The 25,823-nt window shown below is 72.4% G+C and carries 26 protein-coding genes; 6 read left to right on the forward strand and 20 right to left on the reverse strand.

The features are described from left to right. Positions 1-94: 94 nt before the first annotated feature. On the reverse strand, positions 95-526 hold the full coding sequence (mraZ, locus tag ACFYYW_RS11265) for a division/cell wall cluster transcriptional repressor MraZ (RefSeq protein ID WP_352326976.1): 432 nt from the start codon (positions 524-526) through the stop codon (positions 95-97). A gap of 466 nt (positions 527-992) precedes the next feature. Between mraZ and ACFYYW_RS11270 the strand changes: the two genes are divergently transcribed. Genes ACFYYW_RS11270 through ACFYYW_RS11280 form a run of 3 tightly spaced genes read left to right on the forward strand, consistent with a single transcriptional unit; the run spans position 993 to position 5,652 of the window. Further along, positions 993-1,970, forward strand: a complete 978-nt coding sequence (locus ACFYYW_RS11270; protein WP_387647417.1) for an AAA family ATPase — start codon at positions 993-995, stop codon at positions 1,968-1,970. Continuing rightward, positions 1,967-3,229 carry a DUF58 domain-containing protein gene (locus ACFYYW_RS11275; RefSeq protein ID WP_352326974.1) on the forward strand — a complete coding sequence of 421 codons (1,263 nt, stop codon included), beginning with the start codon at positions 1,967-1,969 and terminating at the stop codon, positions 3,227-3,229. Before ACFYYW_RS11270 ends, ACFYYW_RS11275 begins: the two co-directional genes overlap by 4 nt. Next, positions 3,226-5,652 carry a transglutaminaseTgpA domain-containing protein gene (locus tag ACFYYW_RS11280; protein WP_387647420.1) on the forward strand — a complete coding sequence of 809 codons (2,427 nt, stop codon included), beginning with the start codon at positions 3,226-3,228 and terminating at the stop codon, positions 5,650-5,652. Before ACFYYW_RS11275 ends, ACFYYW_RS11280 begins: the two co-directional genes overlap by 4 nt. 102 nt (positions 5,653-5,754) lie before the next feature. Here the strand turns inward: ACFYYW_RS11280 and ACFYYW_RS11285 are convergent, their stop codons facing one another. From ACFYYW_RS11285 to ACFYYW_RS11315, 7 genes are all read right to left on the reverse strand, one after another. Further along, a complete protein-coding gene (locus ACFYYW_RS11285; RefSeq protein ID WP_352326972.1) occupies positions 5,755-6,150 on the reverse strand; it encodes a DUF3040 domain-containing protein in 396 nt (131 codons plus the stop codon). A gap of 240 nt (positions 6,151-6,390) precedes the next feature. After that, positions 6,391-7,632, reverse strand: a complete 1,242-nt coding sequence (dinB, locus tag ACFYYW_RS11290) for a DNA polymerase IV (RefSeq protein WP_387647423.1) — start codon at positions 7,630-7,632, stop codon at positions 6,391-6,393. Positions 7,633-7,664: 32 nt separating this feature from the next. Then, on the reverse strand, positions 7,665-8,420 hold the full coding sequence (locus ACFYYW_RS11295; protein ID WP_364411695.1) for a methyltransferase domain-containing protein: 756 nt from the start codon (positions 8,418-8,420) through the stop codon (positions 7,665-7,667). Between the two features lie 473 nt (positions 8,421-8,893). Further along, positions 8,894-9,304: a transcription antitermination factor NusB gene (gene nusB / locus ACFYYW_RS11300; RefSeq protein WP_387647426.1), complete on the reverse strand. Its 411-nt coding sequence runs from the start codon at positions 9,302-9,304 to the stop codon at positions 8,894-8,896. Between the two features lies 1 nt (position 9,305). Further along, on the reverse strand, positions 9,306-9,866 hold the full coding sequence (gene efp / locus ACFYYW_RS11305; protein ID WP_352326968.1) for an elongation factor P: 561 nt from the start codon (positions 9,864-9,866) through the stop codon (positions 9,306-9,308). Between the two features lie 25 nt (positions 9,867-9,891). Beyond that, entirely contained in the window at positions 9,892-10,959 is a 1,068-nt protein-coding gene (locus ACFYYW_RS11310; protein ID WP_387647429.1) for a M24 family metallopeptidase, read from the reverse strand. A gap of 108 nt (positions 10,960-11,067) precedes the next feature. Further along, positions 11,068-12,768: a protein kinase gene (locus tag ACFYYW_RS11315; RefSeq protein ID WP_387647431.1), complete on the reverse strand. Its 1,701-nt coding sequence runs from the start codon at positions 12,766-12,768 to the stop codon at positions 11,068-11,070. 158 nt (positions 12,769-12,926) lie between these two features. Between ACFYYW_RS11315 and ACFYYW_RS11320 the strand changes: the two genes are divergently transcribed. Beyond that, complete coding sequence (locus ACFYYW_RS11320; RefSeq protein WP_387647433.1) at positions 12,927-13,526, forward strand: DUF2975 domain-containing protein; 600 nt, start codon at positions 12,927-12,929, stop codon at positions 13,524-13,526. Further along, positions 13,526-13,735, forward strand: a complete 210-nt coding sequence (locus ACFYYW_RS11325) for a helix-turn-helix domain-containing protein (protein WP_387647436.1) — start codon at positions 13,526-13,528, stop codon at positions 13,733-13,735. The genes ACFYYW_RS11320 and ACFYYW_RS11325 overlap by 1 nt, the downstream gene beginning before the upstream one ends. A 43-nt stretch (positions 13,736-13,778) precedes the next feature. Here ACFYYW_RS11325 and ACFYYW_RS11330 read toward each other — a convergent pair whose 3' ends face one another. Next, positions 13,779-15,080, reverse strand: a complete 1,302-nt coding sequence (locus tag ACFYYW_RS11330) for a dicarboxylate/amino acid:cation symporter (protein WP_387647438.1) — start codon at positions 15,078-15,080, stop codon at positions 13,779-13,781. Positions 15,081-15,331: 251 nt separating this feature from the next. Beyond that, positions 15,332-16,372 (reverse strand): LLM class F420-dependent oxidoreductase, encoded by a 1,041-nt coding sequence (locus ACFYYW_RS11335; RefSeq protein WP_352327129.1) that lies wholly within the window; start codon positions 16,370-16,372, stop codon positions 15,332-15,334. Positions 16,373-16,465: 93 nt separating this feature from the next. Between ACFYYW_RS11335 and ACFYYW_RS11340 the strand changes: the two genes are divergently transcribed. After that, the gene (locus ACFYYW_RS11340; protein WP_352327128.1) at positions 16,466-17,353 is read left to right on the forward strand and encodes an endonuclease/exonuclease/phosphatase family protein; all 888 of its coding nucleotides are present in this window, start codon (positions 16,466-16,468) and stop codon (positions 17,351-17,353) included. Positions 17,354-17,466: 113 nt separating this feature from the next. On the opposite strand, the gene ACFYYW_RS11345 is transcribed toward ACFYYW_RS11340, so the two are convergent. From ACFYYW_RS11345 to ribD, 10 genes are all read right to left on the reverse strand, one after another. Then, entirely contained in the window at positions 17,467-18,018 is a 552-nt protein-coding gene (locus tag ACFYYW_RS11345; protein WP_387648892.1) for an NTP transferase domain-containing protein, read from the reverse strand. Then, positions 18,018-19,109: an XdhC/CoxI family protein gene (locus ACFYYW_RS11350; protein WP_352327127.1), complete on the reverse strand. Its 1,092-nt coding sequence runs from the start codon at positions 19,107-19,109 to the stop codon at positions 18,018-18,020. The genes ACFYYW_RS11345 and ACFYYW_RS11350 overlap by 1 nt, the downstream gene beginning before the upstream one ends. Then, positions 19,102-20,175: a VWA domain-containing protein gene (locus ACFYYW_RS11355; protein WP_387647443.1), complete on the reverse strand. Its 1,074-nt coding sequence runs from the start codon at positions 20,173-20,175 to the stop codon at positions 19,102-19,104. Before ACFYYW_RS11355 ends, ACFYYW_RS11350 begins: the two co-directional genes overlap by 8 nt. Beyond that, a complete protein-coding gene (locus tag ACFYYW_RS11360) occupies positions 20,168-21,034 on the reverse strand; it encodes an AAA family ATPase (protein ID WP_387647445.1) in 867 nt (288 codons plus the stop codon). The genes ACFYYW_RS11355 and ACFYYW_RS11360 overlap by 8 nt, the downstream gene beginning before the upstream one ends. A 108-nt stretch (positions 21,035-21,142) precedes the next feature. Beyond that, entirely contained in the window at positions 21,143-21,601 is a 459-nt protein-coding gene (locus ACFYYW_RS11365) for a PH domain-containing protein (protein WP_352327124.1), read from the reverse strand. 19 nt (positions 21,602-21,620) lie between these two features. After that, entirely contained in the window at positions 21,621-22,088 is a 468-nt protein-coding gene (gene ribH, locus ACFYYW_RS11370) for a 6,7-dimethyl-8-ribityllumazine synthase (protein WP_352327123.1), read from the reverse strand. Then, on the reverse strand, positions 22,085-23,326 hold the full coding sequence (locus ACFYYW_RS11375) for a bifunctional 3,4-dihydroxy-2-butanone-4-phosphate synthase/GTP cyclohydrolase II (protein ID WP_364411702.1): 1,242 nt from the start codon (positions 23,324-23,326) through the stop codon (positions 22,085-22,087). The genes ribH and ACFYYW_RS11375 overlap by 4 nt, the downstream gene beginning before the upstream one ends. Next, positions 23,323-23,967: a nicotinamide mononucleotide transporter family protein gene (locus ACFYYW_RS11380; protein ID WP_352327121.1), complete on the reverse strand. Its 645-nt coding sequence runs from the start codon at positions 23,965-23,967 to the stop codon at positions 23,323-23,325. Before ACFYYW_RS11380 ends, ACFYYW_RS11375 begins: the two co-directional genes overlap by 4 nt. Continuing rightward, positions 23,964-24,554 carry a riboflavin synthase gene (locus tag ACFYYW_RS11385; RefSeq protein WP_352327120.1) on the reverse strand — a complete coding sequence of 197 codons (591 nt, stop codon included), beginning with the start codon at positions 24,552-24,554 and terminating at the stop codon, positions 23,964-23,966. Before ACFYYW_RS11385 ends, ACFYYW_RS11380 begins: the two co-directional genes overlap by 4 nt. Further along, positions 24,554-25,726 carry a bifunctional diaminohydroxyphosphoribosylaminopyrimidine deaminase/5-amino-6-(5-phosphoribosylamino)uracil reductase RibD gene (gene ribD / locus ACFYYW_RS11390; protein WP_387647450.1) on the reverse strand — a complete coding sequence of 391 codons (1,173 nt, stop codon included), beginning with the start codon at positions 25,724-25,726 and terminating at the stop codon, positions 24,554-24,556. The genes ACFYYW_RS11385 and ribD overlap by 1 nt, the downstream gene beginning before the upstream one ends. Positions 25,727-25,823: the final 97 nt, after the last annotated feature.

Raw genomic sequence — 25,823 nt, forward strand, 5'->3', positions numbered from 1 at the left:
CCCTCTGACACCGGGGAAGGTGCATCAGTTGGCAGGCAGTGGTTGCGGGTGGAGACCTCGCCGAACGACATCACCGACGGATCGACCGTGGTCACTACAAGATCCCTGGCAGCACCTCCTCCGACAGATCGGCGAACGCCTGCTCCTGCGCGTTGAGATAGGTGTCCCAAGCCTGGGAGTCCCAGATCTCCAGCCGGGTGTTGGCCCCGATGACGACGCAGTCACGTTCCAGGCCGGCGTACTGGCGCAGGCTCTGCGGGATCGTGACGCGTCCCTGCTTGTCTGGTTTCTCGTCGGACGCGCTGGCGAAGAAGACGCGGCTGTAGTCACGCACCGCCTTGGCGGTGACCGGGGCGGTGCTGAGAGCCTCGGTTATGCGCTGGAACTCCTCTACTGGAAAGACGTAGAGGCATCGCTCCTGGCCTTTGGTGATCACAAGACCCTCCGCCAGCTCCTCACGGTACTTAGCCGGCAGGAACAGCCGTCCCTTGTCGTCAAGACGCGGTTGATGGGTGCCGAGGAACATCGGCGCCACCTCCCGTGCCTCAGTGAAGCGCTCAGCACTGGTGCACCGGGCCCTCCACTGCGCACCACCATACTCCACTTCTCCCCACCGTCAACTGATTCGAACCGTCTTCATCATCAGTTTCCGTTGCGTTACCGCAGGTCAGGGCGGTGGAGCGGGGGTGGGGGGCGCCGGGGGGCGGGCCAACCCTCATGGGCGTGTCGAGGGTTGGAAAGACCGGCGGTATAGGGGCTCGCGGCGGGCGTGAAGGCGGGGGTGGAGGAAAGTGGGACGGCCAAGGGGGTCAGTGTCACGGGATTCGCACTGCTATGCGACAAGAACAGGAACATCAGCGGGGTTCCCTGGAATATCCACAAATGTCGCTCAAGAACCCGCAGCGTCGTAGGGTCGTACAGACAATGGAAAAGGAATGGCATGGCTCCCGTAATGGCACCGTGCGGGACAGCCGTCGCACTATGGAGGCCTGGTGGCACTAACCCATGACGTCCCTCCCCAGCTTGACGAGCTGGTCTCCACCGCCCACCGAATCCGGCAGGCCATCGAGTCGGTGATCGAGGGAAAGAGCGACGCCGTCCGTCTCACGCTGACCGTCCTGCTCGCCGAGGGCCACCTTTTGATCGAGGACGTGCCGGGCGTCGGCAAGACGATGCTCGCCAAGGCGCTGGCGCGGTCCATCGACTGCCCGGTGCGCCGCGTGCAGTTCACGCCCGACCTGTTGCCCAGTGACATCACCGGGGTCAGCGCCTACAACCAGCAGACGCGTGAGTTCGAGTTCAAGCCCGGGCCGGTGTTCGCCAACATCGTCGTGGGCGACGAGATCAACCGCGCCTCCCCCAAGACGCAGTCGGCGTTGCTGGAGTGCATGGAGGAGCACCAGGTCACCGTGGACGGCGTGACGTACTCCTTGGACGCCCCCTTCATGGTGATCGCCACCCAGAACCCCATCGAGATGGAGGGCACCTATCCCCTCCCCGAGGCCCAGCGCGACCGGTTCACCGCCCGGGTCGCCATGGGCTACCCGGAGCCGACCGCCGAGCTGGAGATGCTCGACGTGCACGGCAGCACCTCGCCGCTGGACAAGCTGGAGCCGGTCGCCACGACCGCCGAGGTGCGCGCCCTGATCGAGGCCGTGCGCGGCGTGTACGTCTCGCAGCCGGTCAAGAAGTACGCCATCGACCTCGTCGTGGCCACCCGGCACTCCCCCGACCTGCGGCTGGGCGCCTCCCCCCGGTCCACGCTGCAGCTCGTCCGCGCGGCCAGGGCGCACGCGGCGCTGGCCGGGCGCGACTACGTCATCCCCGACGACCTGCAGGACCTGGCCGTGCCCGTGCTGGCGCACCGGCTGCTGCCCAGCGTCGAGGCCCAGGGCCAGCGCCGTCTGCCCGAGCAGGTGGTGACCGACCTCGTCAGGCGGGTGCCGGTGCCGGAGACGCGAGCGTCGTGAGGGCCGGACTGCGGGCGCTGACCTCCCGCGGCAGGTCGTTCCTGGCCTCGGGGATCGCGGCGCTGCTGATGGCGCTGATCCTGGGCGAGAACGACCTGTTCAGGATCGGCGTGCTGGTCACGGCGCTGCCGCTGCTGGCCGCGCTGGTGGTGGCGCGCACCAGGTACCGGCTGAGCTGCGCGCGGAGGCTGGACCCGCCCAGGGCGGAGGTGGGCGGGGAGGCCACGGTGACGTTGCGCCTGGAGAACGTGACCAGGCTGCCGACCGGGCTGCTGCTGATCGAGGACACCGTGCCGTACGCGCTGGGCGTGCGGCCGCGGTTCGTGCTCGACCGGGTCGAGTCCAAGGGGGTGCGGGAGATCGACTACCGGGTCCGGTCCGACCTGCGGGGCAGGTACACGATCGGGCCGCTGTCGGTGCGCATCGCCGACCCGTTCGGGCTGGTGGAGCTGACGCGGGCGTTCACCATCAGCGACACGCTCGTGGTGACGCCGCAGGTGGTGGCGTTGCCGCACGTACGGCTGTCGGGCGAGTGGACGGGCGGCGGCGACAGCCGCACCCGGAGCGTGGCCGCGGCCGGCGACGACGACGTGGCGCCGCGCGAGTACCGGCAGGGCGACGACCTGCGCCGGGTGCACTGGCGCTCGACCGCCCGGCACGGCGAGCTGATGGTGCGCCGCGAGGAGCAGCAGTGGCAGAGCCGCGGCGCGCTCCTGCTGGACACCCGCAGGCACGCCCACCGCGGCGAGGGCCCGCGCTCCTCCTTCGAGGTGGCGGTCTCGGCCGCGGCCTCGATCGGCGTGCACCTCGCCCACGAGGGCCTGGGCCTGCGGCTGGTCACCGACCAGGGCGCCGAGCACCTGACCGACCAGGGGCTCAGCTACTCGCTGCTGGACACGCTGGCCGTGGTGCGGCACAGCTCGGCCCGCTCGCTGGAGATGGGCATCTCGGCCCTGCGCCAGGGCGGCGGCGACGGCCTGATCGTGGCCGTGCTCGGCGCGCTCGACCCGGAGGAGGCCAGGGAGCTGGCCAGGCTGCGGCACAGCGGCGTCACCGGTGTCGCGGTCCTGCTCGACGCCGGCACCTGGGAGGGCGCCGGCCGGGGCTCGCACGAGAACTTCGACGCCGTGCAGGGCGTCCTGGCCGGTTACGGCTGGCGGATCGTCCGCCTGCCCGCCGGCACCTCCATCGCCTCGGTCTGGCCGGACGCCGCCAACCGCGGCAGGTACGCGCTCAACCCCACGGGAGGTGCGGCATGAGGCTGACGGCCGCCTCGGGTGTGGCCGCGTTCACCGCGGCGATCCTGCTCTATCCGCTCTTCCAGGGCGGCGCCTGGTTCTGGACGTCGCTCGGCGCGGTGCTGGCCGTGATGGCCGCCGGGCTGATCAGCTCGCGCCTGTCGCTGCCCGCCTGGGCCGCGCCGCCGGCCGGGCTGGCCGCGTTATGGATCTTCCTGACCGTGGTCTTCGCCTCCGGCAAGGCGTGGGCGCTGGTGATCCCGACCAAGGAGTCGGTGTGGGAGCTGGGCCGGCTGCTCGGGGCCGGCTGGGCCGACATCCAGCGCTACGCCGCGCCCGTGCCGCCCACGGACGGCATCACGCTGCTGACCGCGGGCGGCGTGGGCGTCATCGCGATCGCCGTGGACCTGCTCGCCGCGCGGCTGCGGCGGGCGGCGCTGGCCGGGCTGCCGCTGCTGGCGCTGGCCACCGTCCCGGCGACGATCCTGGCCGAGCCGATCAGCTGGCCCGCCTTCATCATCGCCGCGCTCGGCTTCGTCAGCCTGCTCATCGCCGACGGGCGCGAGCGGGTGGGCCACTGGGGACGGGCGGTGCTCGTCCGCCGGACCAGGGCGGCGACCGGGCCGCGTCCGGACACCGGCGGGGCCAGGGCCGACACCAGCGGCCTGCGGCTGTCGGGCAAGCGCATCGGGTTTGCCGCCATCGCGCTGGCCGTGCTGCTGCCGGCCGCGCTGCCGGTGATGGAGCCGGTCTCCTTCTTCCAGTTCGGCGTCGGCGGCCGGGGCGGCGGCAAGGGCAACTCGATCAGCATCGCGAGCCCGATCGCCAGCCTGCGGGGGCAGCTCGAACTGCCCGAGCGGCGCGTGGTGCTCACCTACAACAACAACGACAACAAGCCCAGGTACCTGCGGATCTACGCGCTGGACACCTTCGACGGCCAGCAGTTCGGCATGACCGAGCCGAAGGGCTCGCCGGACAACAGGACGGACAACGGCCCGCTGCCGCCGCCTCCCGGCCTGAGCGCGAGCACGAAGGTCAGCAACGTCGTCACCCGGATCCGGATGAGCGACGAGATCGAGCGGCTGCAGTTCCTGCCGCTGCCGTACCCGCCGCGGCAGATCCGGGTGGACGGCGACTGGCGCGCCGACGTGGGCACGCTGATGGTCTTCTCCATCCCCGACGAGGCGGCCGGCCTGGAGTACGAGGTCGCCACCAGTGAGCCGGCCGCCACGCCGGAGCTGCTGGAGTCGCTGGAGGGCGTCCAGCCGAGCGTGGACCGGCGGTACCTGAAGCTGCCGGACAACCTGCCGCCGGAGATCGTCCGGCTGGCGCGTTCGCTGACGGCGCAGACCAACTCCAACTACGAGGCGGCGGTGAAGCTCCAGCAGTTCTTCACCAAGGACGGCGACTTCCGCTACGACCTGCGCACGCAGGGCCACGGCAACTCCGCGCTGCGGGACTTCCTGCTGCGCGACCGCACGGGCTACTGCGAGCAGTTCGCGGCCTCGATGGCGGTGCTGGCCAGGATCGTCGGCATCCCGTCGCGGGTGGCGATCGGCTACACCGGCGGCACGAAGGCCGGCGACAACTGGACGGTCACGACCGGCGACTCGCACTCCTGGCCCGAGCTGTACTTCGAGGGCGTGGGCTGGCTGCCGTTCGAGCCGACGCCGTCCGGGTCGCTGGGGCAGGGCAGCGCGCGGGTGCCGGACTACACGGTCCCGCCGGCACCTTCGACCACGCCGTCCACCTCGCCGAGCAGCGGCGCGACCGAGTCCGGCGCCGACGACCCGATCAACCCCTCCACCCGGCGCAACCCGCGCGAGCTCGACCGTGAGGGCCTGATCGCCACGGGCGGCCTGCCGCCGGACGACTCGATGCCGCTGATCGGCAAGATCGGCATCGGCGCGGGCGCTCTGCTGCTGCTCCTGCTGGTCCCGGCGGCGCTGCGGCTGCTCACCAGGAACCGGCGGGTGCGCGCGCTGGGCTGGAAGGTCTCGCAACCGGCCGACGACCTGACGGCCAGGATCGCGACCGCCCACCACCCGTCGATCGCGGCCGTGTGGGCCGAGCTGGACGACGTGCTGTGCGACTACGGCATGACCCGCGGCGCCAGCGAGACCCCGCGGGCGCTGGCCCGGCGGCTGAGCCAGCAGTACGAGTTCGACGCCGAGTCGGCGGCCGCCATGACGGCCATCGCGACGACGGTCGAGCGGGTGCTGTTCGCCAGGGACCCGGGCACGATCGGGCCCATGAGAAAGGACCTGCGCAAGGTGCGGCAGGCCCTGGCGGCGACGGTGTCGCGGGGAAGGCGGATGCGGGCGGTGCTGCTGCCGCCCTCGACGCTGCGGCGGCTGCGGGCGCTGGGCGAGCGCCTGCTGGACGGCTTCGACCTGCTGGAGAACATCAGGCTGCGGCGGACGGCGGCCCACAAGGGCGCCTGAACCGCCTGTCCAGGACCGAGCGTGCGGTCGCTCCCCTGAAGGGGAACGGCCGCACGTTCGCGTAAGGCGGAGGTTCGGAGCCGGTGAGCAGCGGCGAGGAGGTCAGCGCTCGTCGTGACGACGGCGCCAGCGCTCCTCCATGCGCTCCATGAAGGTGCCCCGGCCGGCGCGCCGGGGCTGCCTGCCCGCGCCGCCCGCGCCCGGGGCCGGCGGCGAGTCGCCGAACCCGTTCATGCGCTTCCAGCTGGACAGACCCCACAGACACGCGGCGAGCATGACCACGAAACCGCCGACGCCGAGCGGGATCTGACTCATGACCACGCCGACCATCATGATCACGACGCCGAGCGCAAAGCCGATGGAGGCTTTGATCAGGCGACGCTTGTAATGGCTGCGCGGGTCACTGATCCTTACGGTGTTGGCCCACTTCGGGTCCTCGGCGTAGAGGGCCTGCTCGATCTGGTCGAGCAAGCGCTGCTCGTGCTCAGAGAGCGGCACGGCGCCTCCCAAGGACAGCCCCAGGACGGGGAAGACGGCAACGGACGACACGGGGTGTCCGAACCTCGCGGTCGGTTATCCCCAGAATACGAGGCTGTAGACGTAGGCGAAAGCAAACGTCCAACGCAGACCAAACCGGAGGTGACGTCATGGCTCCATTGTGGACCATCTCGCACCCCTTCCCCCAAAATCGCGACATCCTTCTCCTACCCGACTGACCGATCAAGTAGGACATGGGCGTCATGTCTCTATTTCATCAAGCTTGCCACGTACCAGCGACGCTGGGAGCACCGCATCGGGGCCAAATCTCCGGATCGCCTTGTCCATCGCCTGTTCGGCCTCGCGCCAGCCGGTCTCGCGCTCGCCCAGACCGAGTTGGTGAGTGGCCTCGCCGGCCGGGCGGAGGTTCTCCATCCGGACCCCGACCAGGCGCAGGCGCACCCGCTGGAGACCGGCGGCCTCGAACAGCTCGCAGGCGGTGGCGTAGATCACCTGGGCGACGTCGGTCGGCTCCCGCAGGGTGCGCGAGCGGGTGATCGTGGTGAAATCGGCCCGGCGCAGCTTCACACTTACCGTTCTGCCCACGTGTCCGCCCTTACGCATCCGGGCCGCCACGCGCTCGGCCAGGCGCAGCAGCTCGCGCCGGATCACCTCGGGATCGTCGACGTCGGCGGCGAAGGTCTCCTCGTTGCCGATGCTCTTGTCGGGCACGTGCGCGGTCACCGGACGCTCGTCGCGCCCCCAGGCCAGCGTCGCCAGGTGGCCGCCGACGGCCTGCCCGAGCTCGCGCTGGAGCGTGCCCAGGGGCACTCTGGCCAGGTCGCCGACGGTGCGGATGCCGAGCCGGACGAGGGACTGCTCGGTGCGCTCCCCCACGCCCCACAACGCCGAGACCGGCAGCGGGTGCAGGAAGTCGACCACCTGCCCTTCGGGCACCACCAGCAGCCCGTCGGGCTTGCACTGCTTGGAGGCCAGCTTTGCCACGAATTTGCTGGAGGCCACCCCGACCGAGCAGGTGATGCCGTAGCGGTCGAGCACCTGCTCCCTGATCATGGCGGCGATCGCCGCGGGCGGGCCGAGCCGCCGCCGGGCGCCGCCGACGTCGAGGAACGCCTCGTCGGAGGCGATCGGCTCGACCAGCGGGGTGATCGAGTGGAAGATCTCCATGACGCCCCTGGAGACCTCGGAGTACTTGCCGTGGCTGGGCGGGATGATCGTGGCCTGCGGGCACAACCGGCGTGCCCTGCTCATCGGCATCGCCGAGTGCACGCCGAACGCCCTGGCCTCGTAGGTGGCGCTGAGCACGACGCCGCGCCCGGCCGGCGAGCCGACGATCACCGGGCGGCCCCGCAGCTCCGGCCGCTCCAGCAGCTCGACGCTGGCGAAGAAGGCGTCCATGTCGACGTGGAGAATCGGGCAGCCGCTGTCATCGACCCCGGTCCGCGGCGCGGGGCCGATGCCTGTGATCTGCTTGCGGGACACGCCTGCGAGTCTATCCGAACAGACGTTCCAGACTAGGGGCGGTGGCCGAGCACGTGCACCTGGGTGGCGACGTCCCGCAGCACGGGGTGGACGGCGGCGGCCTGCTCCAGCGCCGCCAGCGCCTCGGCCGCGCCGGGCTCGCCGTCGACGAGCCGGCTGGGCACCAGGTCGGCGAAGACGCGCACGCCGTGGACCGCGCCGACGGTGAAGCCCGTGGCGGTCAGCAGCTGCGCCAGGGTCTCGGCGGTGAACCGCCGCGGCGTGGGGTCGCGGTCGCCCCACGTGCCGCGCGGGTCGGCCAGCACGGCCCTGGCCTCGTCGAACTGCCCGGCCAGCGCCCGGTGGATCGCGCTGGCCACGGGGTTGGCGGCCAGCACGCTGACGGCGCCACCCGGGCGCAGCAGCCCGGCGACGGCGGCCAGCGCGCCGGTGGGGTCGTCGACGTACTCCAGGACGCTGTGGCACAGGACCAGGTCGGCGCTGTCGCGGTCGAGCAGGTCGCCGAGGTCGGCGGTGTCGCCCTGCAGGCCGCGCACGCCCACGCCCTTCTCCTTGGCCCGGCGCTCCAGCGCGGCCAGCGAGTCGGGGCTGGGGTCGACGACGGTGACGGTGTGGCCGAGCTCGGCCAGCGGCACGGCGAACCCGCCGGTGCCCCCGCCGGCGTCGACGATGTCGAGCCTGGCCCGGCCGACGGCCTCGGCACGCTCGGCCAGCACCGACCGCAACGCGCCCCACACGACGGCGGTGCGCACCGCCGGGGTCTTCGTGGTGACGCCTTCTGCTCGCAACGTCGGCTCGCCTCTCTCTCCTCCGCGGGCGGCCCTCGCCCTGTGCGGACGGGCCCAGCCTACGCGGTACGCGCCGTCGCCCGCAGGCCGGACCCTGACCGTCGAAGGGCGCCGCCATCCTCTCGGGCGACCGCGGCCGCCAGGCGTCGGCCGGCACGCCGTCCTTGTGCGTGAGCCGGGCGAACCACCTGCCGCGCACGGTGGCAGGCAGGGGTGCCGTACGCGGGATTCGCAGCGGTCTCGGGGGCTGCGGTCACGCTGGGACCGATGCTCACCCGGGAAAGCCGGACAAGGCCGGAAAAGGGCGCGTCGCGGCTGGTGACGCGCCACTTCCCCGGACCGGCTCACGGCCCCGCGGCAGGCCGGGGACCGCACCGGAAGGCCGCGCGCCGGCGCGCCTTCCGCCGCCTCTTCGCGAGCCGTACGGACCGTCTGAGTGGAACGTACCCCGAAACGGCCTTCGCGGCCTTTGTCTAAAGGGTGAGGCTTGGCTTGAGTTGCTTGAACCGGGCCAGCAGGCCGTTGATGAACTGCGGCGACTCGTCGGTCGACAGCTCGCCCGCCAGGTGCACCCACTCGCTGATGACCACGCCCTCCGGCACGTCGGGCATCCACAGCAGCTCGTACGTGCCCCCGCGCAGCAGGTTGCGGTCGACCGCGGGCATGCGGTCGAGCGTCCAGCCCTCGGAGTAGGTGGTGATCAGCTCGTCGATGCGGGCATGGTGGCGGGCGACGCCCTCGACGATGGCCGAGGTGTACTCGTTGACCGGCGGCTCCTGCCGCTCGACGCGCTCGGCGAGGATCTTCAGCGGATCCTCCGAGCGCAGCTCGGCCTCGAAGAGGATGTCAAGGGCGCGCCTGCGTGCTTTGCCGCGTGCAGACACCTCAGGCCCGGCCGAGGTATTCGCCGCTACGGGTGTCGACCTTGACCTTCTCGCCGGTGGTGATGAACAGCGGCACCTTGATCTCGGCGCCGGTCTCCAGCGTGGCCGGCTTGGTGCCGCCGGTGGAGCGGTCGCCCTGCAGGCCGGGCTCGGTGTTGGAGATCAGCAGCTCGACGGCGGCGGGCAGGTCGACGTAGAGCGCCGAACCCTCGTTGAAGGCGATCGTGGCGAGGGTGTTCTCCAGCATGTAGTTGGCGGCGGTGCCGACGGTGCGGGCGGGCACGTTGACCATGTCGTAGGTCTCGGTGTCCATGAAGACGAAGTCGTCGCCGTCCTTGTAGGAGTACTGCATCTCGCGCTTGTCGACATTGGCCACGTCGACCTTCACGCCGGCGTTGAAGGTCTTGTCGACGACCTTGCCGGAGAGGACGTTCTTGAGCTTGGTGCGCACGAACGCGCCGCCCTTGCCCGGCTTGACGTGCTGGAACTCGACAACGCTCCAGAGCTCACCGCCCTCGAGCTTCAGCACCATGCCGTTCTTGAGGTCGTTGGTCGTCGCCACTCGTTCTCTCCCGCGTGTGGCCGCTCTAAAGGACGAGCAGCTCCTTGGTGGTCTTGGTGAAAAGTTCCGGCCCGCCCTCACGGGTCACGAGGGTGTCCTCGATGCGAACCCCGCCCCGCTCGGGGAGGTAGATCCCAGGCTCGACGGTGATCGGAACTCGATCCTCTAGTCTACCGGTCCTGGAGGGGCCCAGGAACGGGTCCTCGTGGATCTCCAGGCCGACGCCGTGGCCCAGGCCGTGCCGGAAGTGCTCGCCGTGGCCCGCCGCCTCGATCAGGCCGCGGGCGGCCGCGTCGACGTCCTTTGCCAGGGCTCCCGGGGTCAGGGCGTGCCGGCCGGCTCGCTGGGCGCGCCTGACCAGGTCGTACAGGTCGCGCTGCCAGGCGGCGGGCGCGCCCAGGCAGACCGTCCTGGTCATGTCGGCGTGGTAGCCGTGGTAGCGGGCGCCGAAGTCCATCGTGACCAGGTCGCCGGCGCGCAGCTCGCGGTCGGTGGGGGCATGGTGCGGGATCGCGCCGTGCTCGCCGGCGGCGACGATCGTGTCGAACGCCGGCTTGTCGGCGCCCAGCTCGGTCATGCGGTTGTCGAGAAGGCGGGCCAGGGCGCGCTCGGTGAGGCCCGGCGCGATCATCGGGAGCACGTCGGCGAAGGCCTGGTCGGTCAGGGCGCAGGCGGTGCGGATGAGCTCCAGCTCCGCCTCGTCCTTGACCGCGCGCAGCTCCTCGACCAGCGGGCCGAGCGGCACCAGGCCCCCGCCCTTGCCGTCGCCCTCCTTCAGGCCCGCCTCCAGGCGGCGGAAGGTCGCCACGGTCATGGCGGCGGCCTCGATGCCCACGCCCGGCGCGGCCAGCCGGCCGGCCACGTCGGGCGCCTCGACCGCGGGCACGTCGAGGGCGCGCGTCTTGTCGATGTAGCGGTTGTCGGTCGCCAGCAGCGCCGAGCCGTCCGCCCTGACCAGGACGGCCGCGTTCGAGCTGACCAGCCCGGTGAGGTAGCGGACGTTGACGGGGGAGGTGACGAGGAGCGCGGGGACCTCGTGGGCGGGCAGCGCCGCGGCCAGGCGTGCCCGGCGCGCCGCGTGGTCGATGGTCATCCCGCCAATGTACGCGCGCCCCGGCCCTCCCCCACCCGGTCAGGATCGGGGGAAAGCACGGGCCTCCCGTCCGTCACGGTCAGGAGAGGGGAAACCGTCCCGTCACGGTCAGGAGAGGGCGAAGTCGTCCAGGAAGGAGGCGAGCGGGCCCGACAGGGGGACGTCGCCCTTCACCTGGGCCTTGCGCAGGTCACGGTAGACGCCGGCGATCTGGCCGCGGGCGGGCTCGAAGTGGCCGTCCTGGAGCTTCTCGGCGGCCTTCCTGAGCTTGTCGTGGACCTTCTCGGCGACGTGGGGGTTGATGTCGCCGATGTCCTCCTGGGCCGTCACCGCCTCGTCGAACTTCACCAGCCAGTGGTCCCAGCCGCCCGCCGGGGTCTGCCGGGGGCCGAGGGTCGCCTTGGGGCCGACGGTCTGGACCAGGCTGGTGGCGGTGTCGCCCGGGGTGAGGTCGGTGGGCTCGGCTTCGGGCGGCTCGGAGGTCGGGCCGGCGGTCAGCGTGACGTCCGGCGACAGGACGGGCGTGGGGGGCGCGCTCGCGCTCGGCTCGGCCACCGGCGTCTCCTTGCGCGAGCCCGCCCACACCACCATGGCGACGGCCACCACGGCGATGACGGCGACGGCGATCCCCATCTGGACCAGCAGCTTGTTGCCGGTACGCGGCGGCGCCTGGTCCAGCCCGGCGGACTCGTAGACGGCGGTGTCGCCGGCCCGCGGGACGCCGTTGAAGTCGTAGACCCGCGTGTCGCCCGGCCGGCCCGCCGCGGCTCCGGCGAGGTTCGGGGCGGTGTTCACGCCGGTGTTCGCGCCGGTGTTCGCGCCGGTGTTCGCGCCGGTGTTCGCGCCGGTGTTCGGGGCCGCTCCCGGGGCCGCGCCGGGCCGGGCGATGGCGGCCAGGGCCCGGCGGACGGGCTCGCCGCCCGAGGGCCGCCTGGCGGGGTCGGGCGCGAGCATCGCGAGGACGAGCCGGTCCAGCTCGGCGGGGATCTCGGGCCGGATCGCACTGGGCGGGACGATCCCCTGCCCGGCACCCCCGGGGGTCCCGGTTCCGGATGCCGGGGTTCCTGGGGCCGGGGTTCCTGGGTCCGGAGTTCCTGGGGCCGGAGTTCCCTGGGCCGGAGTTCCGGGGGCCGCGGTTCCCGGGGCGGCGGGCGGGGACGGCGGGGTGGCGCGCATGCCGGTCACCGGCAGGTCAGGGGTGGCGGCGGGCGGGCGGCCGCACAGGAGCTCGTAGCAGACGGCGCCGAGGGCGTACAGGTCGGCGGCGGCCGTGGCGGGACGGCCGGAGGCGCGCTCAGGGGCCAGGTAGCGGCGTTCGGCCTGGGACGGCTCCTCGTCCGGCAGCCCGAACCCGACGACCTTCAGCACGCCGCTGGCCGCCCGCCGGAAACTGCCGGAGTCGATCTGCCCGTGGAACACCCCGGCGCGGTGCGCGGCGTCCAGCCCCGCGGCCGCCTGCCCGACCAGGTCGCACACCTCGACGATCGGCATGGGTCCCTCGGCCGCCAGGTCCTCCCCCACGCTGGTCCCGGTGAGGAACTCGGTCACCAGGAAGGGGGCGCCCTCCTGGTCGCCCACGTCGAGGACCATGGCCACGTTGGGGTGGATCACCCTGGCCACCGCCTGCGCGTGCTGCTTCAGCGCCTCCCGGGCGGCCTCGCCGGCCGCGCCCGCGCCCAGGATCTTCACGGCCACGACCCAGTCGGCGCGGGTGTCGTAGGCCCGCCACACCTCACCCATCGGACCGCTGCCGATGAGCTCGTCAAGCCGGTACCGGTCGGCGACCATCGAAGGCGTAGCGTCGGACATATCCCCGCCAAAAACTCGAAAAGTGGGCTATTTCCGACCCACCATAGGGCCCTCCAGCCCCTCCCCGCCCCATGATCCACACTTCGCACCCCCCACCACACCGCGCCTGCCGCCCCTCGACATAACGACTTTCGTTATTTACGATTATCGTTATGCCCATGAAGTGGATCAACCGGCTCGAGGTCCTGTTGAGCATCGGCCTCGTCCTCGGCTGCCTCGGCGCGCTCACCGCCCTGGGCGCCACCGTCCTGATCGCCGTGTTCGGCACGGCCAACGGCATCGGCGTGCCGCTGCACGTCTCCGGCGTGACGCCGCCCGTGACCCCCGTCCCGGGGGTGGAGATCGTCGGCGCCACGGCCGACGTGACACTCCGCCCCGTGGGGCCCTCGCCCGCGGCGGCGCTGCTCTACCTCCTGCTGTGGGCGCCGCCCACGGCGACCGGGCTGCTCGCGCTGTACACCGTGGTCCGCGCGTTGCGCAGGGCGCGGTCGGGCGACCGGGCGCTGTTCTCCGCCGTCACGGCCGGGCACCTGCGGCGGCTGGGCTGGATCCTGATCGCCGGTTCGCTCGTGTCGGCCGCGCTCGGCACGGCGGCGCAGGCCATACTGTCCGGCATGCTGCTGACGACCGGTCCGGCGTTCGTCCCGGCGCCGGGCGTGCCGCTCGCGGGCCTCGTGGCGGGGCTGTGCGCGCTCGGGGTGTCGGAGATCGTCCGCCGGGGCGTGGCCCTGCTCGACGAGGTCGAGGCCACGATCTGATGCCCGCAGGCACCATCCGGGTACGCCTGGACGAACTGCTCGCCCAGCGCGGCATGACGCTCACCGAGCTGTCGCACAAGGTCGAGATCACCGTCGTGAACCTGTCGATACTCAAGAACGGCCACGCCAAGGCCATCCGCTTCTCCACGCTGACCCGGCTGTGCGAGGCCCTGGACTGTCAGCCCGGCGACCTGCTCACCTACGACTGAGGGCGGGTGGCCGTACGGCCACCCGCCCTCAGGAGAACTCCGGTCAGGCCGTCGCGGGCTCCGGCGCGCGCGGCGTGCGGGCGGCCGAGGCCGGGGCGTCGTCGAGCGGCTGCGGCGGCGCGTTGAAGACCGCCTCGTCCAGGCGGCCCTCCGAGCGGGCCACCAGGACCGGGACGACCATCTGGCCGGCCACGTTGGTCGCGGTGCGGATCATGTCGAGGATCGGGTCGATCGCCAGCAGCAGGCCGACGCCTTCGAGCGGCAGGCCCAGCGTGCTCAGCGTGAGCGTCAGCATGACGATCGCGCCGGTCAGACCGGCGGTGGCGGCCGAGCCGACGACCGAGACGAACGCGATCAGCAGGTAGTCCCCCACCCCGAGGTGCACGCCGAACACCTGCGCGACGAAGATCGCGGCCAGCGCCGGGTAGACCGAGGCGCAGCCGTCCATCTTGGTGGTGGCGCCGAAGGGCACCGCGAAGGAGGCGTAGTCACGGTCGACGCCGTTGCGCTCGACGGTGACGCGCTGGGTCAGGGGCAGCGTGCCGACCGAAGAGCGGGAGACGAAGGCCAGCTCGATGGCGGGCCAGGCGTTGCGGAAGAACGTGATCGGGTTGACCTTGCCCCAGACCGCGAGCAGCGTCGGGTAGACGGCCAGCAGGACGATGAAGCAGCCGACGTACACGCCGACGCTGAACTTGGCCAGCGGGGCCAGCAGGTCCCAGCCGTACGTGGAGACGGCCTTGCCGATGAGGCCGGCGGTGCCGATCGGGGCCAGGCGGATGACCCACCACAGGGCCTTCTGCACCAGTTCGAGCACCGAACGGCTGAGGTTGAGGAACGGCTCGGCCTTCTCGCCCACCGCCAGGGCCGCCGCGCCGAGGACGACACCCAGGAAGACGATCTGGAGGACGTTCACCTCGGTGAAGGCCGTGACGATGTTGGTGGGCAGGATGCCGGTGACGAAGTCGAGCCAGGTGCCGGCGCCCTCGGTGTCGACGGCCTTGGCCGCGCCGGTGTCGAGGGTGACGCCCTGGCCCGGGTTGATGATCAGGCCGAGCGCGATCGCGAAGGCCACCGAGACGAACGCGGTGATCAGGAACCACAGCAGGGTCTTGGAGGCCAGGCGGGCGGCGCCGTTGACGTTGCGCAGGTTGGCCACGCTGACCAGCACGGCGGTGAACACCAGCGGCGGCACGGCGAGCTTGAGCAACTGGACGAAGATCTTGCCGACCTGGGTCAGCGTCTCGGCCAGCCAGGCCACGTCCCAGATCTTGGCGACGAACCCCAGGGCGACGCCGACCACGAGGCCGAGCAGCAGCTGAAGGGAGAAGGTGAATCTCTTCACGGGAGGAAGGCTCCGGAAGTCAGGCATGCCGCGGCGAAGGGGGCATGCGGGTGAGGAAGGGGGGAGTCTGGGGGACGCGCCGATCAGCGACAGAGGGATCCGTGCAGACGGCACAGATCCACGTGCAGACGCTCGACGAGCCGCACGATGACCACAGAGAACCTCACGAGGACGTACAACACCATCCCAAACGGGGCATATTCCCGCTCGGCATTGTGACGTGCGTCACACCCCTTCCGGAGCCCGCCCGATCAGGCGGCCAGCTCCTTGACCTTCTCCAGCAGGCGGACGCGCTCCTCGTGGGTACGGCCGAGCGGCGCGACGTTGAGCGTCGTCACCCCCGACTCCTTCAGCGCCGCGATCCGGTCGCGGACGAAGCCCTCGCTGCCGATCAGCGACATGTTCTCCAGCAGCTCGGCGGGCACCAGCGCGGCGGCCTCGTCCTTCTTGCCCTCCAGGTAGAGGTCCTGGATCTGCTCGGCCTCCTTCTCGTAGCCGTAGCGCCGGGCCAGGTCGTTGTAGAAGTTCTTGCCCTTGGCGCCCATGCCGCCGATGTACAGGGCGGCCATCGCCCGGCCGAAGTCGCGCAGCCCGGCCACGTCGTCGCCGATGGCCAGCGCCGCCTGGGCGATCACGTCGAGCTCCCCCAGCTCGGGGTCGCGCTTCGCGCGGCCGGCGGCCAGCGCCGGGCCCCACACGTCGGCGGCCTTCTCCGGGTAGTAGAAGATCGGCTCCCAGCCCTCGGCCAGCTCGGCGGTCATCTCCACGTTCTTGGGGCCGATGGCGGCGACGACGATCGGGATGCGCGGGCGCACCGGGTGGTTGATGATCTTCAGCGGCTTGCCCAGGCCGGTGCCCTCACCGGCGGGCAGCGGCACCTGGTAGTTGCGGCCCGCGTGCTCCAGCCGCTCGCGCCGCCACACCTTGCGGCAGATCTCGATGACCTCCCGGGTACGCCCGATCGGCGCGGTGTACGGCACCCCGTGGAAGCCCTCGATGACCTGCGGCCCCGACGTCCCGATGCCCAGCGTGAAGCGCCCGTCGGAGACGAAGTCCATGCCCGCGGCGGTCATGGCCAGCAACGTCGGCGTACGGGAGTAGATCGGCAGGATGCCCGAGGCGATCTGCACCCGCTCGGTCTTCGCCGCGATGTACCCCATCTGGCTGACGGCGTCGAAGCTGTACGCCTCGGCCACGAAGACGATGTCGAGGCCCGCCTTCTCGTAGTCGGCCAGCTCGGCGACCGTCTCCTTGAAACCGCCCGAGTAGTTGAGTGCCATACCGATGCGCATGCCGGGCTCCCGATGAACCGAATGTTGTTCCGTTGCGACGTCAACAGGTTAGCGTGTCGGCGTGTCGCGCGGCGAAGCACTAGCCTGGTTCGGGTGCTGAGCCGGGTCGTCGTCATCGCCTCCGCAGTGGTCGCCCTGGCCCTGGCGGGTCATTCGCTCATCCCGTCGCTCGGCGGATTCACGCCCGTCCTGGAGAGCCTGCTGCCCTGGATGGGGCTGGCGGTGCCGCTGCTGCTGCTCCTCGCCCTGCTGGCGCGGTCCAGGGCGGCCGCGCTCGCGGCGCTGGCGCCCGGCCTGGTGTGGGCGGCGATGTTCGGCTCCACGCTGCTGGCCGCGCCGCCCGGCGGCCCCAGCGACCTGGCCGTCGGCACGGTCAACGTCGGCGTGCGCAACAGCGCCTCCGGCGAGGCGGTCAAGGCCATCGCCGAAGGGCTCGACCTGCTGGCCGCCCAGGAGCTGACCCCGGGCGGGCCCGCGGCCAAGCAGCTCAACAAGCTGTTCCGCTACCACTACCCGGTCAGCACGGTCGGCCTGTGGAGCCGCTACCCGATCAGCGAGACCCGCCCGCTCGACGTCGGCATGGGCTGGCCGCGGGCGCTGCGCGCGGTGGTGAGCACCCCCAAGGGCAAGGTCACCGTCTACGTCATGCACCTGGCCTCGGCCAGGCCCGGTCACACCGCCTCCCGCGACGCCTCTCTGGCCCACGCCCGCCGGCTCGTCGACGCCGACCCCAGCAAGCGCGTCCTGCTGCTCGGCGACCTCAACACCGCCACCACCGACCGCGGCATGCGCGGCCTGACCCCGCCGCTGACCGACGCCCAGAGCGTGGCCGGCGACGGGTTCGGCTTCACCTGGCCGGCCGAGTTCCCGATCACCCGGCCCGACCACATCCTGTTCAGGGGCATGACGGCGACCAAGGCGGGGGTGGCCCCGGCGACCGGCAGCGACCACCGCGCGGCGATCGCCTCCCTGCGCTTCTAACCGCTTCCAACCGCCTTCCAGCGGCCTTCCAGCAGTTCCCGGTGCGCCTCCAGCGGCTTTCCAGCAGTTCCCGGTGCGCCTCCAGCGGCTTTCCAGCAGTTCCCGGTGCGGCTCTAGCGGCCTTCCAGCAGCTCCAGGTCCTGTGGCGTGTCGATGTCGGCCGGGTCGCCGTGCTCGTCGCAGGCGACCTCGGTGACCAGCCCGGGATGCGCCTTCATGAACGCCCGCGCCCCCACGTCGCCCACCGCCAGCTCCGCCACCCCGGCGAAGTGCTCGCGCGCGATCAGCACCGGGTTCGCCCGCCGTCCGCCGTAGGTGGCCACCGCCAGCCCGGCCCCCGACGCGGCCAGCGCCCGCACCGCGCCCGCCCGGACGAGGGGCTGGTCCACCAGCGCGACCACCACGGCCGTCGCCTCCAGCGGCAGGGCGGCCAGCCCGGCCCGCAGCGAGGAGCCCATGCCGGTGCGCCAGTCCGGGTTGCGCACGGTGACCGCCCCGCGCAGCTGCACGGTCGCCGCGCCGAGCACGACCACCACCGGATGGCAGCCGCCCTCCTCCAGCAGCCGCACCCCGCGGTCGACCAGCCGTTCGCCGCCGAACTTCACGAGCGCCTTGGGCGTGCCCAGCCGGGCGCCCTCCCCCGCGGCGAGCAGCAGCCCGGCGATCACGCCGGCTCCCCGTGGATGCGGCCGCCCGTCTGCGACAGGGGCCGGCCCGAGCCGCCCCACCGGAGCTGGATCAGCTCGGCGGCGATCGACACGGCGGTCTCCTCCGGCGTGCGGGCGCCCAGGTCGAGGCCGATGGGCGATCTCAGCCGGGCCAGCTCGGCCTCGGTGAGCCCGGACTCTCGCAGGCGGGCCAGCCGGTCCTCGTGCGTACGGCGCGAGCCCATGGCCCCGATGTAGCCCGCCTCGGTCCGCAGCGCCACCTCCAGGAGCGGCACGTCGAACTTGGGGTCGTGGGTCAGCACGCAGATCACCGTGCGCTCGTCCACCTGGACCGAGGCCAGGTAGTCGTGCGGCCACTTGACCACCACCTCGTCGGCCTCGGGGAACCGCTTGGCGGTGGCGAAGACCGGCCGGGCGTCGCAGACCGTGACGTGGTAGCCGAGGAACTTGCCCACCTTGGCGACGGCCGCGGCGAAGTCGATCGCGCCGAAGACCAGCATGCGCGGCGGCGGCGCGAACGACTGGACGAACACCGACAGGTCGTCCAGGCGCCGCTCGCCGTGCCCGCCGTAGTGCCTGATGCCGGTCAGGCCCTGGGCGAGCATGCCGCGGGCGTCGTCGTCCACGGCCTCGTCGAGGCGGTCCAGGCCCAGGGTGCCCGACGAGCGGCCGGGCCAGACGATCCGGCGGGCGCCGATCGGGCCGGGGCCGGCGACGATGGTGGCGACCGCGACCGGCTGGTGCGCCTCGACCGCGGCGAAGATCTCGCCCAGCTCGGGGAAGGTCTCGATGGAGACCGGCTCGACCAGGATGTCGATGATGCCGCCGCAGGTCAGCCCGACGGCGAAGGCGTCGTCGTCGCTGACGCCGTACCGCTGCAGGACGGGGGCGTCGGCCTCGGAGGCCAGCTCGAAGACCGCCCCCTCGACGCACCCGCCCGAGACGCTGCCCACCACCTCGTCGCCGCGCACCGCCATCGCCGCGCCCGGCGGGCGTGGCGCGCTGCTGAACGTGCTCACCACGGTCGCCAGCCCGAACCTGAGCCCCGACCTCCACCACCGCATGATCTCCGGGAGCACGTCACGCATGGGCGAGCCTTTCGCTGAGTTCCTCGTAGGCGGCCAGGCTGTGCCCGGCCACCAGGTCGTCCAGATGCGGCAGGGCGGCCCGCATGCCTCCGGTCAGCGGCTGGTAATCCTCATATCCCTTGTGCGGATTGACCCAGATGAGCCGGTACGCCTGCCGGGCCAGCCTGGCGAGCTGGGCGCCCAGGAGCGCGGGGTCACCGCGTTCCCAGCCGTCGGAGGCGATGACCACGATCGCCCCCCGGGCGCTGTGACGGATCAGGTACTCCTTGAACTCCTCTCCGAGCCGGGTGCCGCCGCTCCAGTCGGGGATGACCGCCGACGCCGCGTTCAGCGCCGTGCCGGGGTCGCGGTGGCGCAGCTCGGCGGTGACCTCGGTGAGCCGGGTGCCGACCGAGTAGACCCTCGTGGCCCGCGGCTCGGTCCTGACCAGCGCGTGGGCGAACCGCAACAGGGTCTCGGCGTAGGGGGCCATCGACCCGCTGACGTCCACGAACAGCACCACCTGCCGGGGCCTGGTCGTGTGCCGGCGCCGCCGGAGCCGGGCCACCTCGCCGTTGCGCAGCGCCTCGCGCACGGTGCGGCGCTGGTCCAGCCTGCCCCGGTGGGCCCGCTCGAAACGGCGCGAGCGGCGCGCGGCCCGGCCGCGGCCGAGCAGGGCCAGCATGCGGTGCACCTCGGCGCGTTCCGCCTCGGTGAGCCGGGCGACGTCCCGGTGCCGCAGCACCTCGGCGCGGCTGGCCGTGGCCGGGGCGGCGGCGTCCTCGCCCGCGCCCGCCTCGTCGCCGTCGCCGGCCGCCAGGTGCCGGGTGACGCTGGTCGTCGCGGTACGGGCCGCCGCCGCCCGCCGTCCGCCGAACCAGGCGGCGAAGCAGCGGTCGTAGCGGGGCAGGTCGTCGGGGGTGGCGCACAGGGTGAGCCGGCCGGCCCAGTAGAACGCCTCCCGGTCCCCGGCGTCGAGGTGGCCGAGGGCCTGCAGCAGGCTCCGCGTCCGCTCGTGGTCGGCGTCCACGCCCGCCGCGCGCAACGTCCTGACGAAGCCCGTCACGGTCCGGACCAGCTCATCCACCGGACAGCAGCCCGTCGGCCAGGACGGCGGCGACGTCCTCGCGGTACTTCAGCGCGGCGCCCAGCGTGGCCGCGGCCAGGTCGGGATCGAGCTCCCTGGCCCCGAGCGTCAGCAGCGCCTCGGTCCAGTCGAGCGTCTCGGCCACGCCCGGCGGCTTGACCAGGTCCGCCTGCCGCAGCCGTTCGGCCGCCCGCGCCACCTGCAGGGCCAGCTCCTCGGTGCAGCCGGGCAGGCGGCGCAGCAGGATCGCGACCTCGCGGTCGAAGCTCGGGTGCTCCAGCCAGTGGTAGAGGCAGCGCCGCTTGAGCGCGTCGTGCACCTCGCGGGTGCGGTTGGAGGTGACCACGACGACCGGCGGCGTCGCGGCCCTGATCGTGCCCAGCTCGGGGATGGAGACGGTGAAGTCGGAGAGCACTTCGAGCAGGAACGCCTCGAACTCGTCGTCGGCCCGGTCGATCTCGTCCACCAGCAGCACGCTCGGCTGGGTCTCCACGGCCTTCAGCAGGGGACGGGCGATCAGGAAGCGGCGGTCGTAGATCTCCCCCTCCAGCCGGGCGGCGTCGGTGATCCCGGCGGCCTCGGCGGCCTTGAGGTGGAGGAGCTGGCGGGCGAAGTCCCAGTCGTACAGGGCCTGGGACGCGTCGAGGCCCTCGTAGCACTGCAGCCGGATCAGCGGGGCCCTGAGCATCGTCGCGAGGGTCTTGGCCAGCTCGGTCTTGCCGACGCCCGCCTCTCCCTCCAGGAACAGCGGCCGCCCCATCCGCAGCGCCAGGAAGGCGGCCGTGGCCAGCCCCCGGTCGGCCAGGTAGTCGTGCCGGTCGAGCAGCTCGGTGAGCTTGTCCGGCGACTCGATGTCCATTGCCCTGATTGTCCGCCGCAGCACGCCTTCAGGCTACGTCGCAACCCCGGCCCGGCGATATCGGCTCGCCCTCATCATCGGGTTTCAGTCGCCGGACTTCCTCGGGTTTCAGTCGCCGGACTCGGCCGCCTCGCCGCGTTCGCGGATCAGCGCGGCCAGCTCGGCCGTGGCCCGGCGGGCGCGGGCCTTCTCCGAGCCCTGGATGCCCATGGCGCCGATCGTCCGGCCGTCGGAGAAGTCGATCTTCGGCCACGGGTCGCCCACCAGGAGGGTCACGTCGATGACCTCGGGCCAGGTGTAGCGGTGGACGCGCAGGGCGTTGACGACGGTCAGGCCCTGCTCGTCGGCCTCCACCCGGACCCGGCCCAGCAGGTGGAGCACATACGCCACCGCCAGGCCGAAGCCCACGATCGCCACCCGGTCGGGCAGCTTGAACGGGTCGGCGATGAAGATCGCCATGAGGACCGCCCCTGCCACCACCACCAGGGCGAAGGCGTAGGGCACGACCCGGCCCCGGCGGGGACGCCAGGTCACGGGCAGGGGCGGCGGGGTCACGGGCTCGGGCACGAGGGAAACCTACCGCAGGTCAGTGGAGGTCCCTCAGGAGGAGGGCGGTCTCCAGGGCGGCCAGGGCCGACTCGTAGCCCTTGTCCTCCTTGCTGCCGGGCAGCCCGGAGCGGTCGAGCGCCTGGTCCATCGTCTCGCAGGTGAGCACGCCGTTGCCGACGGGCGTCTCCTCGTCGAGCGAGACGCGGGTCAGCCCGCTGGTGACCGAGTCGCAGACGTAGTCGAAATGGGCGGTCTCGCCCTTGATGACCGCGCCGAGGGCGACCACCGCGTCACAACGCCGGGCCAGGGCCTGGGCCACGACGGGGATCTCCAGCGAGCCGGGCACGCGGACCACGGTCGCGGTGGCGCCGCTGTCGTCGCACGCCTGCACGGCCCGCGCCACGAGCTGGTCGGTGATCTTGGCGTGCCAGCTCGCCGCCACCACGCCCACGACCAGGCCCGCCGCGTCCACCACGGCCACTCCGGGACGGCCTTCGCCACTCATGACGCCTCCGAGATCTCGTGCGGGACGCTGGAGGAGATGTCGTGGCCGAGCCGGTCGCGCTTGGCCTCCAGGTACCGCTCGTTGTGCGGGTTCAGGGCCACGGGCATGGGCTCGCGGCCGAGCACCTTGATGCCGTAGCCGTCCATGCCCTTGAGCTTGGCCGGGTTGTTGGTGAGCAGCCGCACCGAGCGCACGCCGAGGTCGGCCAGGATCTGCCCGGCGTTGGAGAACTCGCGGGCGTCCACCGGCAGCCCCAGCTCGACGTTGGCGTCGACGGTGTCGCTGCCGTTGTCCTGGAGGCTGTAGGCCTTGAGCTTGGCCAGCAGGCCGATGCCCCGGCCCTCGTGGCCGCGCAGGTAGACGACGACGCCGCGGCCCTCCTGCGCGATGGCGCCCATGGCGTGGTCGAGCTGCACGCCGCAGTCGCAGCGCAGCGAGCCGAACACGTCGCCGGTCAGGCACTCGGAATGGGCCCTGACCAGGATGTTCTCGCCGCCGCCGAGGTCGCCGTAGACGAGCGCGACGTGCTCGCCGCCGTCGAGGGCGCTGGAGTAGCCGTAGGCCCGCCACATGCCGTACGCGTTGGGCAGGCGGGTCTCGGCGACCCTGGTGACCATGCTCTCGGCGCGGCGGCGGTGGTCGACGAGCTGCTCGATGGAGACCAGCGCCAGGTCGTGCTCGTCGGCGAAGCGGCGCAGCTCGGGCAGCCTGGCCATGGTGCCGTCGTCGTTGACCACCTCGGCCAGCGCGCCGGCGGCCGACAGCCCGGCGAGCCTGGCCAGGTCGACGGCCGCCTCGGTGTGGCCGCGCCGGGCCAGCACGCCGCCCTCGCGGTAGCGCAGCGGGAAGATGTGGCCGGGCCGGACCAGCTCGTTGGGCTCGGTGGCCGAGTCGGCGAGGGTGCGGATGGTCCTGGCGCGGTCGGCGGCGGAGATGCCGGTGGTGACGCCGTCCCGGGCGTCGACGGTGATCGTGTACGCCGTGCGCATGCGCTCGCGGTTCTGGGACACCATGAGCGGCAGCCCGAGCCGGTCGAGCTCCTTGCCGTCCATGGCCACGCAGATCATGCCGCTGGTGTGCCGGATCAGGAACGTGCACAGCTCCGGCGTGGCCTTCTGGGCGGCGAAGATCAGGTCGCCCTCGTTCTCGCGGTTCTCGTCGTCGACGACCACGACGGGACGGCCGTTGCGGATGTCCTCGATCGCCCGTTCGATCGGGTCGAGCTTGAACTCGCTCATGCCACTGCCACCACTTCCGGACGGGCGGCGCGGTACTCGCGCAGCCACTTGGCGAAGCCCGTGAGGACCATGACGAAGAACACGGCGTAGACGGCGCCGGAGACGTAGAGGCCGGAGTTGAACGCCACCGGCACGCCCACCAGGTCGACCAGCACCCAGACGATCCAGAAGTCGACCAGCGCCCGGCCCTGCGCCCAGGTGGCGACCGCGCCGCCGACGAAGATGTAGGCGTCGGAGGCCACGACGGCCACCGGCGCGCCCGGGTACCACGACAGGTCGAACGCCTTGAACAGGACGGTCACCACCGCGGTGCCCACGGCCAGCGCCGCCAGCATCCGCCACCGCTCGCCGCCCGTGGCCGGCCGGACGGACAGGGCGTGCTCCTGGGTGCCCTGCCGCCACTTCCACCACCCGTAAACCGCCAGCACGGCGAACAGGGCCTGCTTGAGCGCGTTGCCGGTGACGTGCGCGCTGATCGAGGCGAGGAACAGCAGCACCGAACCGGTGAACTGCACCGGCCAGGTCCACATGGACTTGCGCATCGCGAACGCCACCGTGGCCAGGGCGAACACGTTGCCGGCCAGGTCGGTCCACTTCACCGGCAGACCGAAGATGTCAATCGATGCGTCCACCCAGCTCATCGGGCGCCCACCAGCCTCTCCACATACTTGGCGATCACGTCGACCTCAAGGTTCACCACGTCGCCGACCTGGCGGTCGCCCATGGTGGTCAGCTTCAGCGTGGTCGGGATGAGGCTCACGCCGAAGCTGTCGTCGTCAACCGTCGTGACGGTCAGGCTGATTCCGTCGATGGCGATCGAGCCCTTCTCGGCCACGTACCGGCTGAGCGGGCCGGGCAGGGAGAAGCGCAGGTCGTCCCAGTTCTCGCCGGGGGCGCGGGACAGCAGGCGGGCGGTGCCGTCGACGTGGCCCTGGACGATGTGGCCGCCGAGGCGCTGGTCGGCGCGCACGGACCGTTCGAGGTTGACCGCCGAGCCCGCCGTGAGGCCGCCGAGCGAGCTGCGGTCCAGCGACTCCCTGATGACGTCGACGGTGAACACGTCGTCCTCGACCTCGACGACCGTCAGGCAGACGCCGTTGACGGCGATCGAGTCCCCGTGGGCGGCGTCGGAGGTGACGAGCGGGCCGCGTACGGACAGCAGAGCGCCGCCGCCGGCCGGCTCGATGGCGACGACTTCGCCCTTCTCCTCGATGATTCCGGTGAACATCACTTCTCCCTGCCTTGATGCGGAGCGGGCCGCGCGGTCAGCCGCAGATCCGGCCCGATGGGGGAAAACTCGTCGAAGGTGAGGCGGTGGGCGCCGCTGATCGTGCCGACGCCCGCCGGGCCGAGCGCGGCCCTGCCCTCGCCGAGGAGGGCGGGGGCGAGGTAGGCGATCACTCGGTCGATGAGGCCCTGCCGCAGGAACGCGCCGGCGAGGGTGGGGCCGCCTTCCAGGAACACGCCGACCACCTCGCGGGCGGCCAGCTCGCGCAGGAGGGCGTGCAGGTCGAGGCCGCCTTCCGGGTGCCGGGGCAGGCGCAGCAGGCCGGCCTTGAGTTCGGTCACGGCGTCGTCGGCGACGGCGACCAGCGTGGGGGCCTCGTCGTCGAGGACGCGGGCCGCGGGCGGCGTCCTGCCCTCGGTGTCCACGACGACCCGCAGCGGCGGGCGGGCGCCCAGCGGCCGCCCGGCCAGCGGCGGGCTGCCGGCCAGCAGCGCCCCCGCGTCGCCCTCCCGCGCGTGCGCCCCGGCGTTCTCCGGGAGGCGGACGGTGAGGTGGGGGTCGTCGGCCAGCACGGTGCCGATCCCGGCCACGATCGCGTCGCAGGCGGCGCGCAGCCGGTGCACGTCGGCCCGCGCCTGCTGCGAGGTGATCCACTGGCTGGTGCCGTCGGCGGCGGCCGACCTGCCGTCGAGGGTCGCGGCGAACTTCCAGGTCACGTGCGGCCTGCCGAGCCGGGCGTAGGTGAGCCATTCCTCGTTGACCCGCTCGGCCGCCTCGGCCAGCACGCCCTGCGTCACGCTCACCCCGGCCGCGCGCAGCCGCGCCGCGCCGCCGGCGGCCTTCGGGTTGGGGTCGGCCACGGCGACGACCACGCGGGCCACGCCCGCGGCCAGCAGCGCCCGGCTGCACGGCCCGGTGCGGCCGGTGTGGTCGCAGGGCTCCAGCGTCACGTACGCCGTGCCGCCCCGCGCCTGCTCGCCCGCCTGCGCCAGCGCCACGACCTCGGCGTGCGGCCCGCCCGCGTAGGCGTGGAAGCCCTCGCCGACGACCTGCCCGGCGGCCGACAGCACGACGCAGCCGACGACGGGGTTGGGGCTGGTGCCGCCGTGTCCGCGCGCGGCCAGCTCGACGGCGCGCGCCATGTGCGCGGCATCGGCGGCTGAGATGTCCACCCGGGTCTCCTACTCGCCAGTAGCTTCAAGCCACGGCGGGCCCCGGGGGGTTTTCGGGTGCCGGCACGGCACCACGTCAGGCGCCCGGCTGGGACGC

It is taken from the genome of Nonomuraea sp. NPDC001831 (genome assembly GCF_042892035.1).
Lineage (GTDB): Bacteria > Actinomycetota > Actinomycetes > Streptosporangiales > Streptosporangiaceae > Nonomuraea.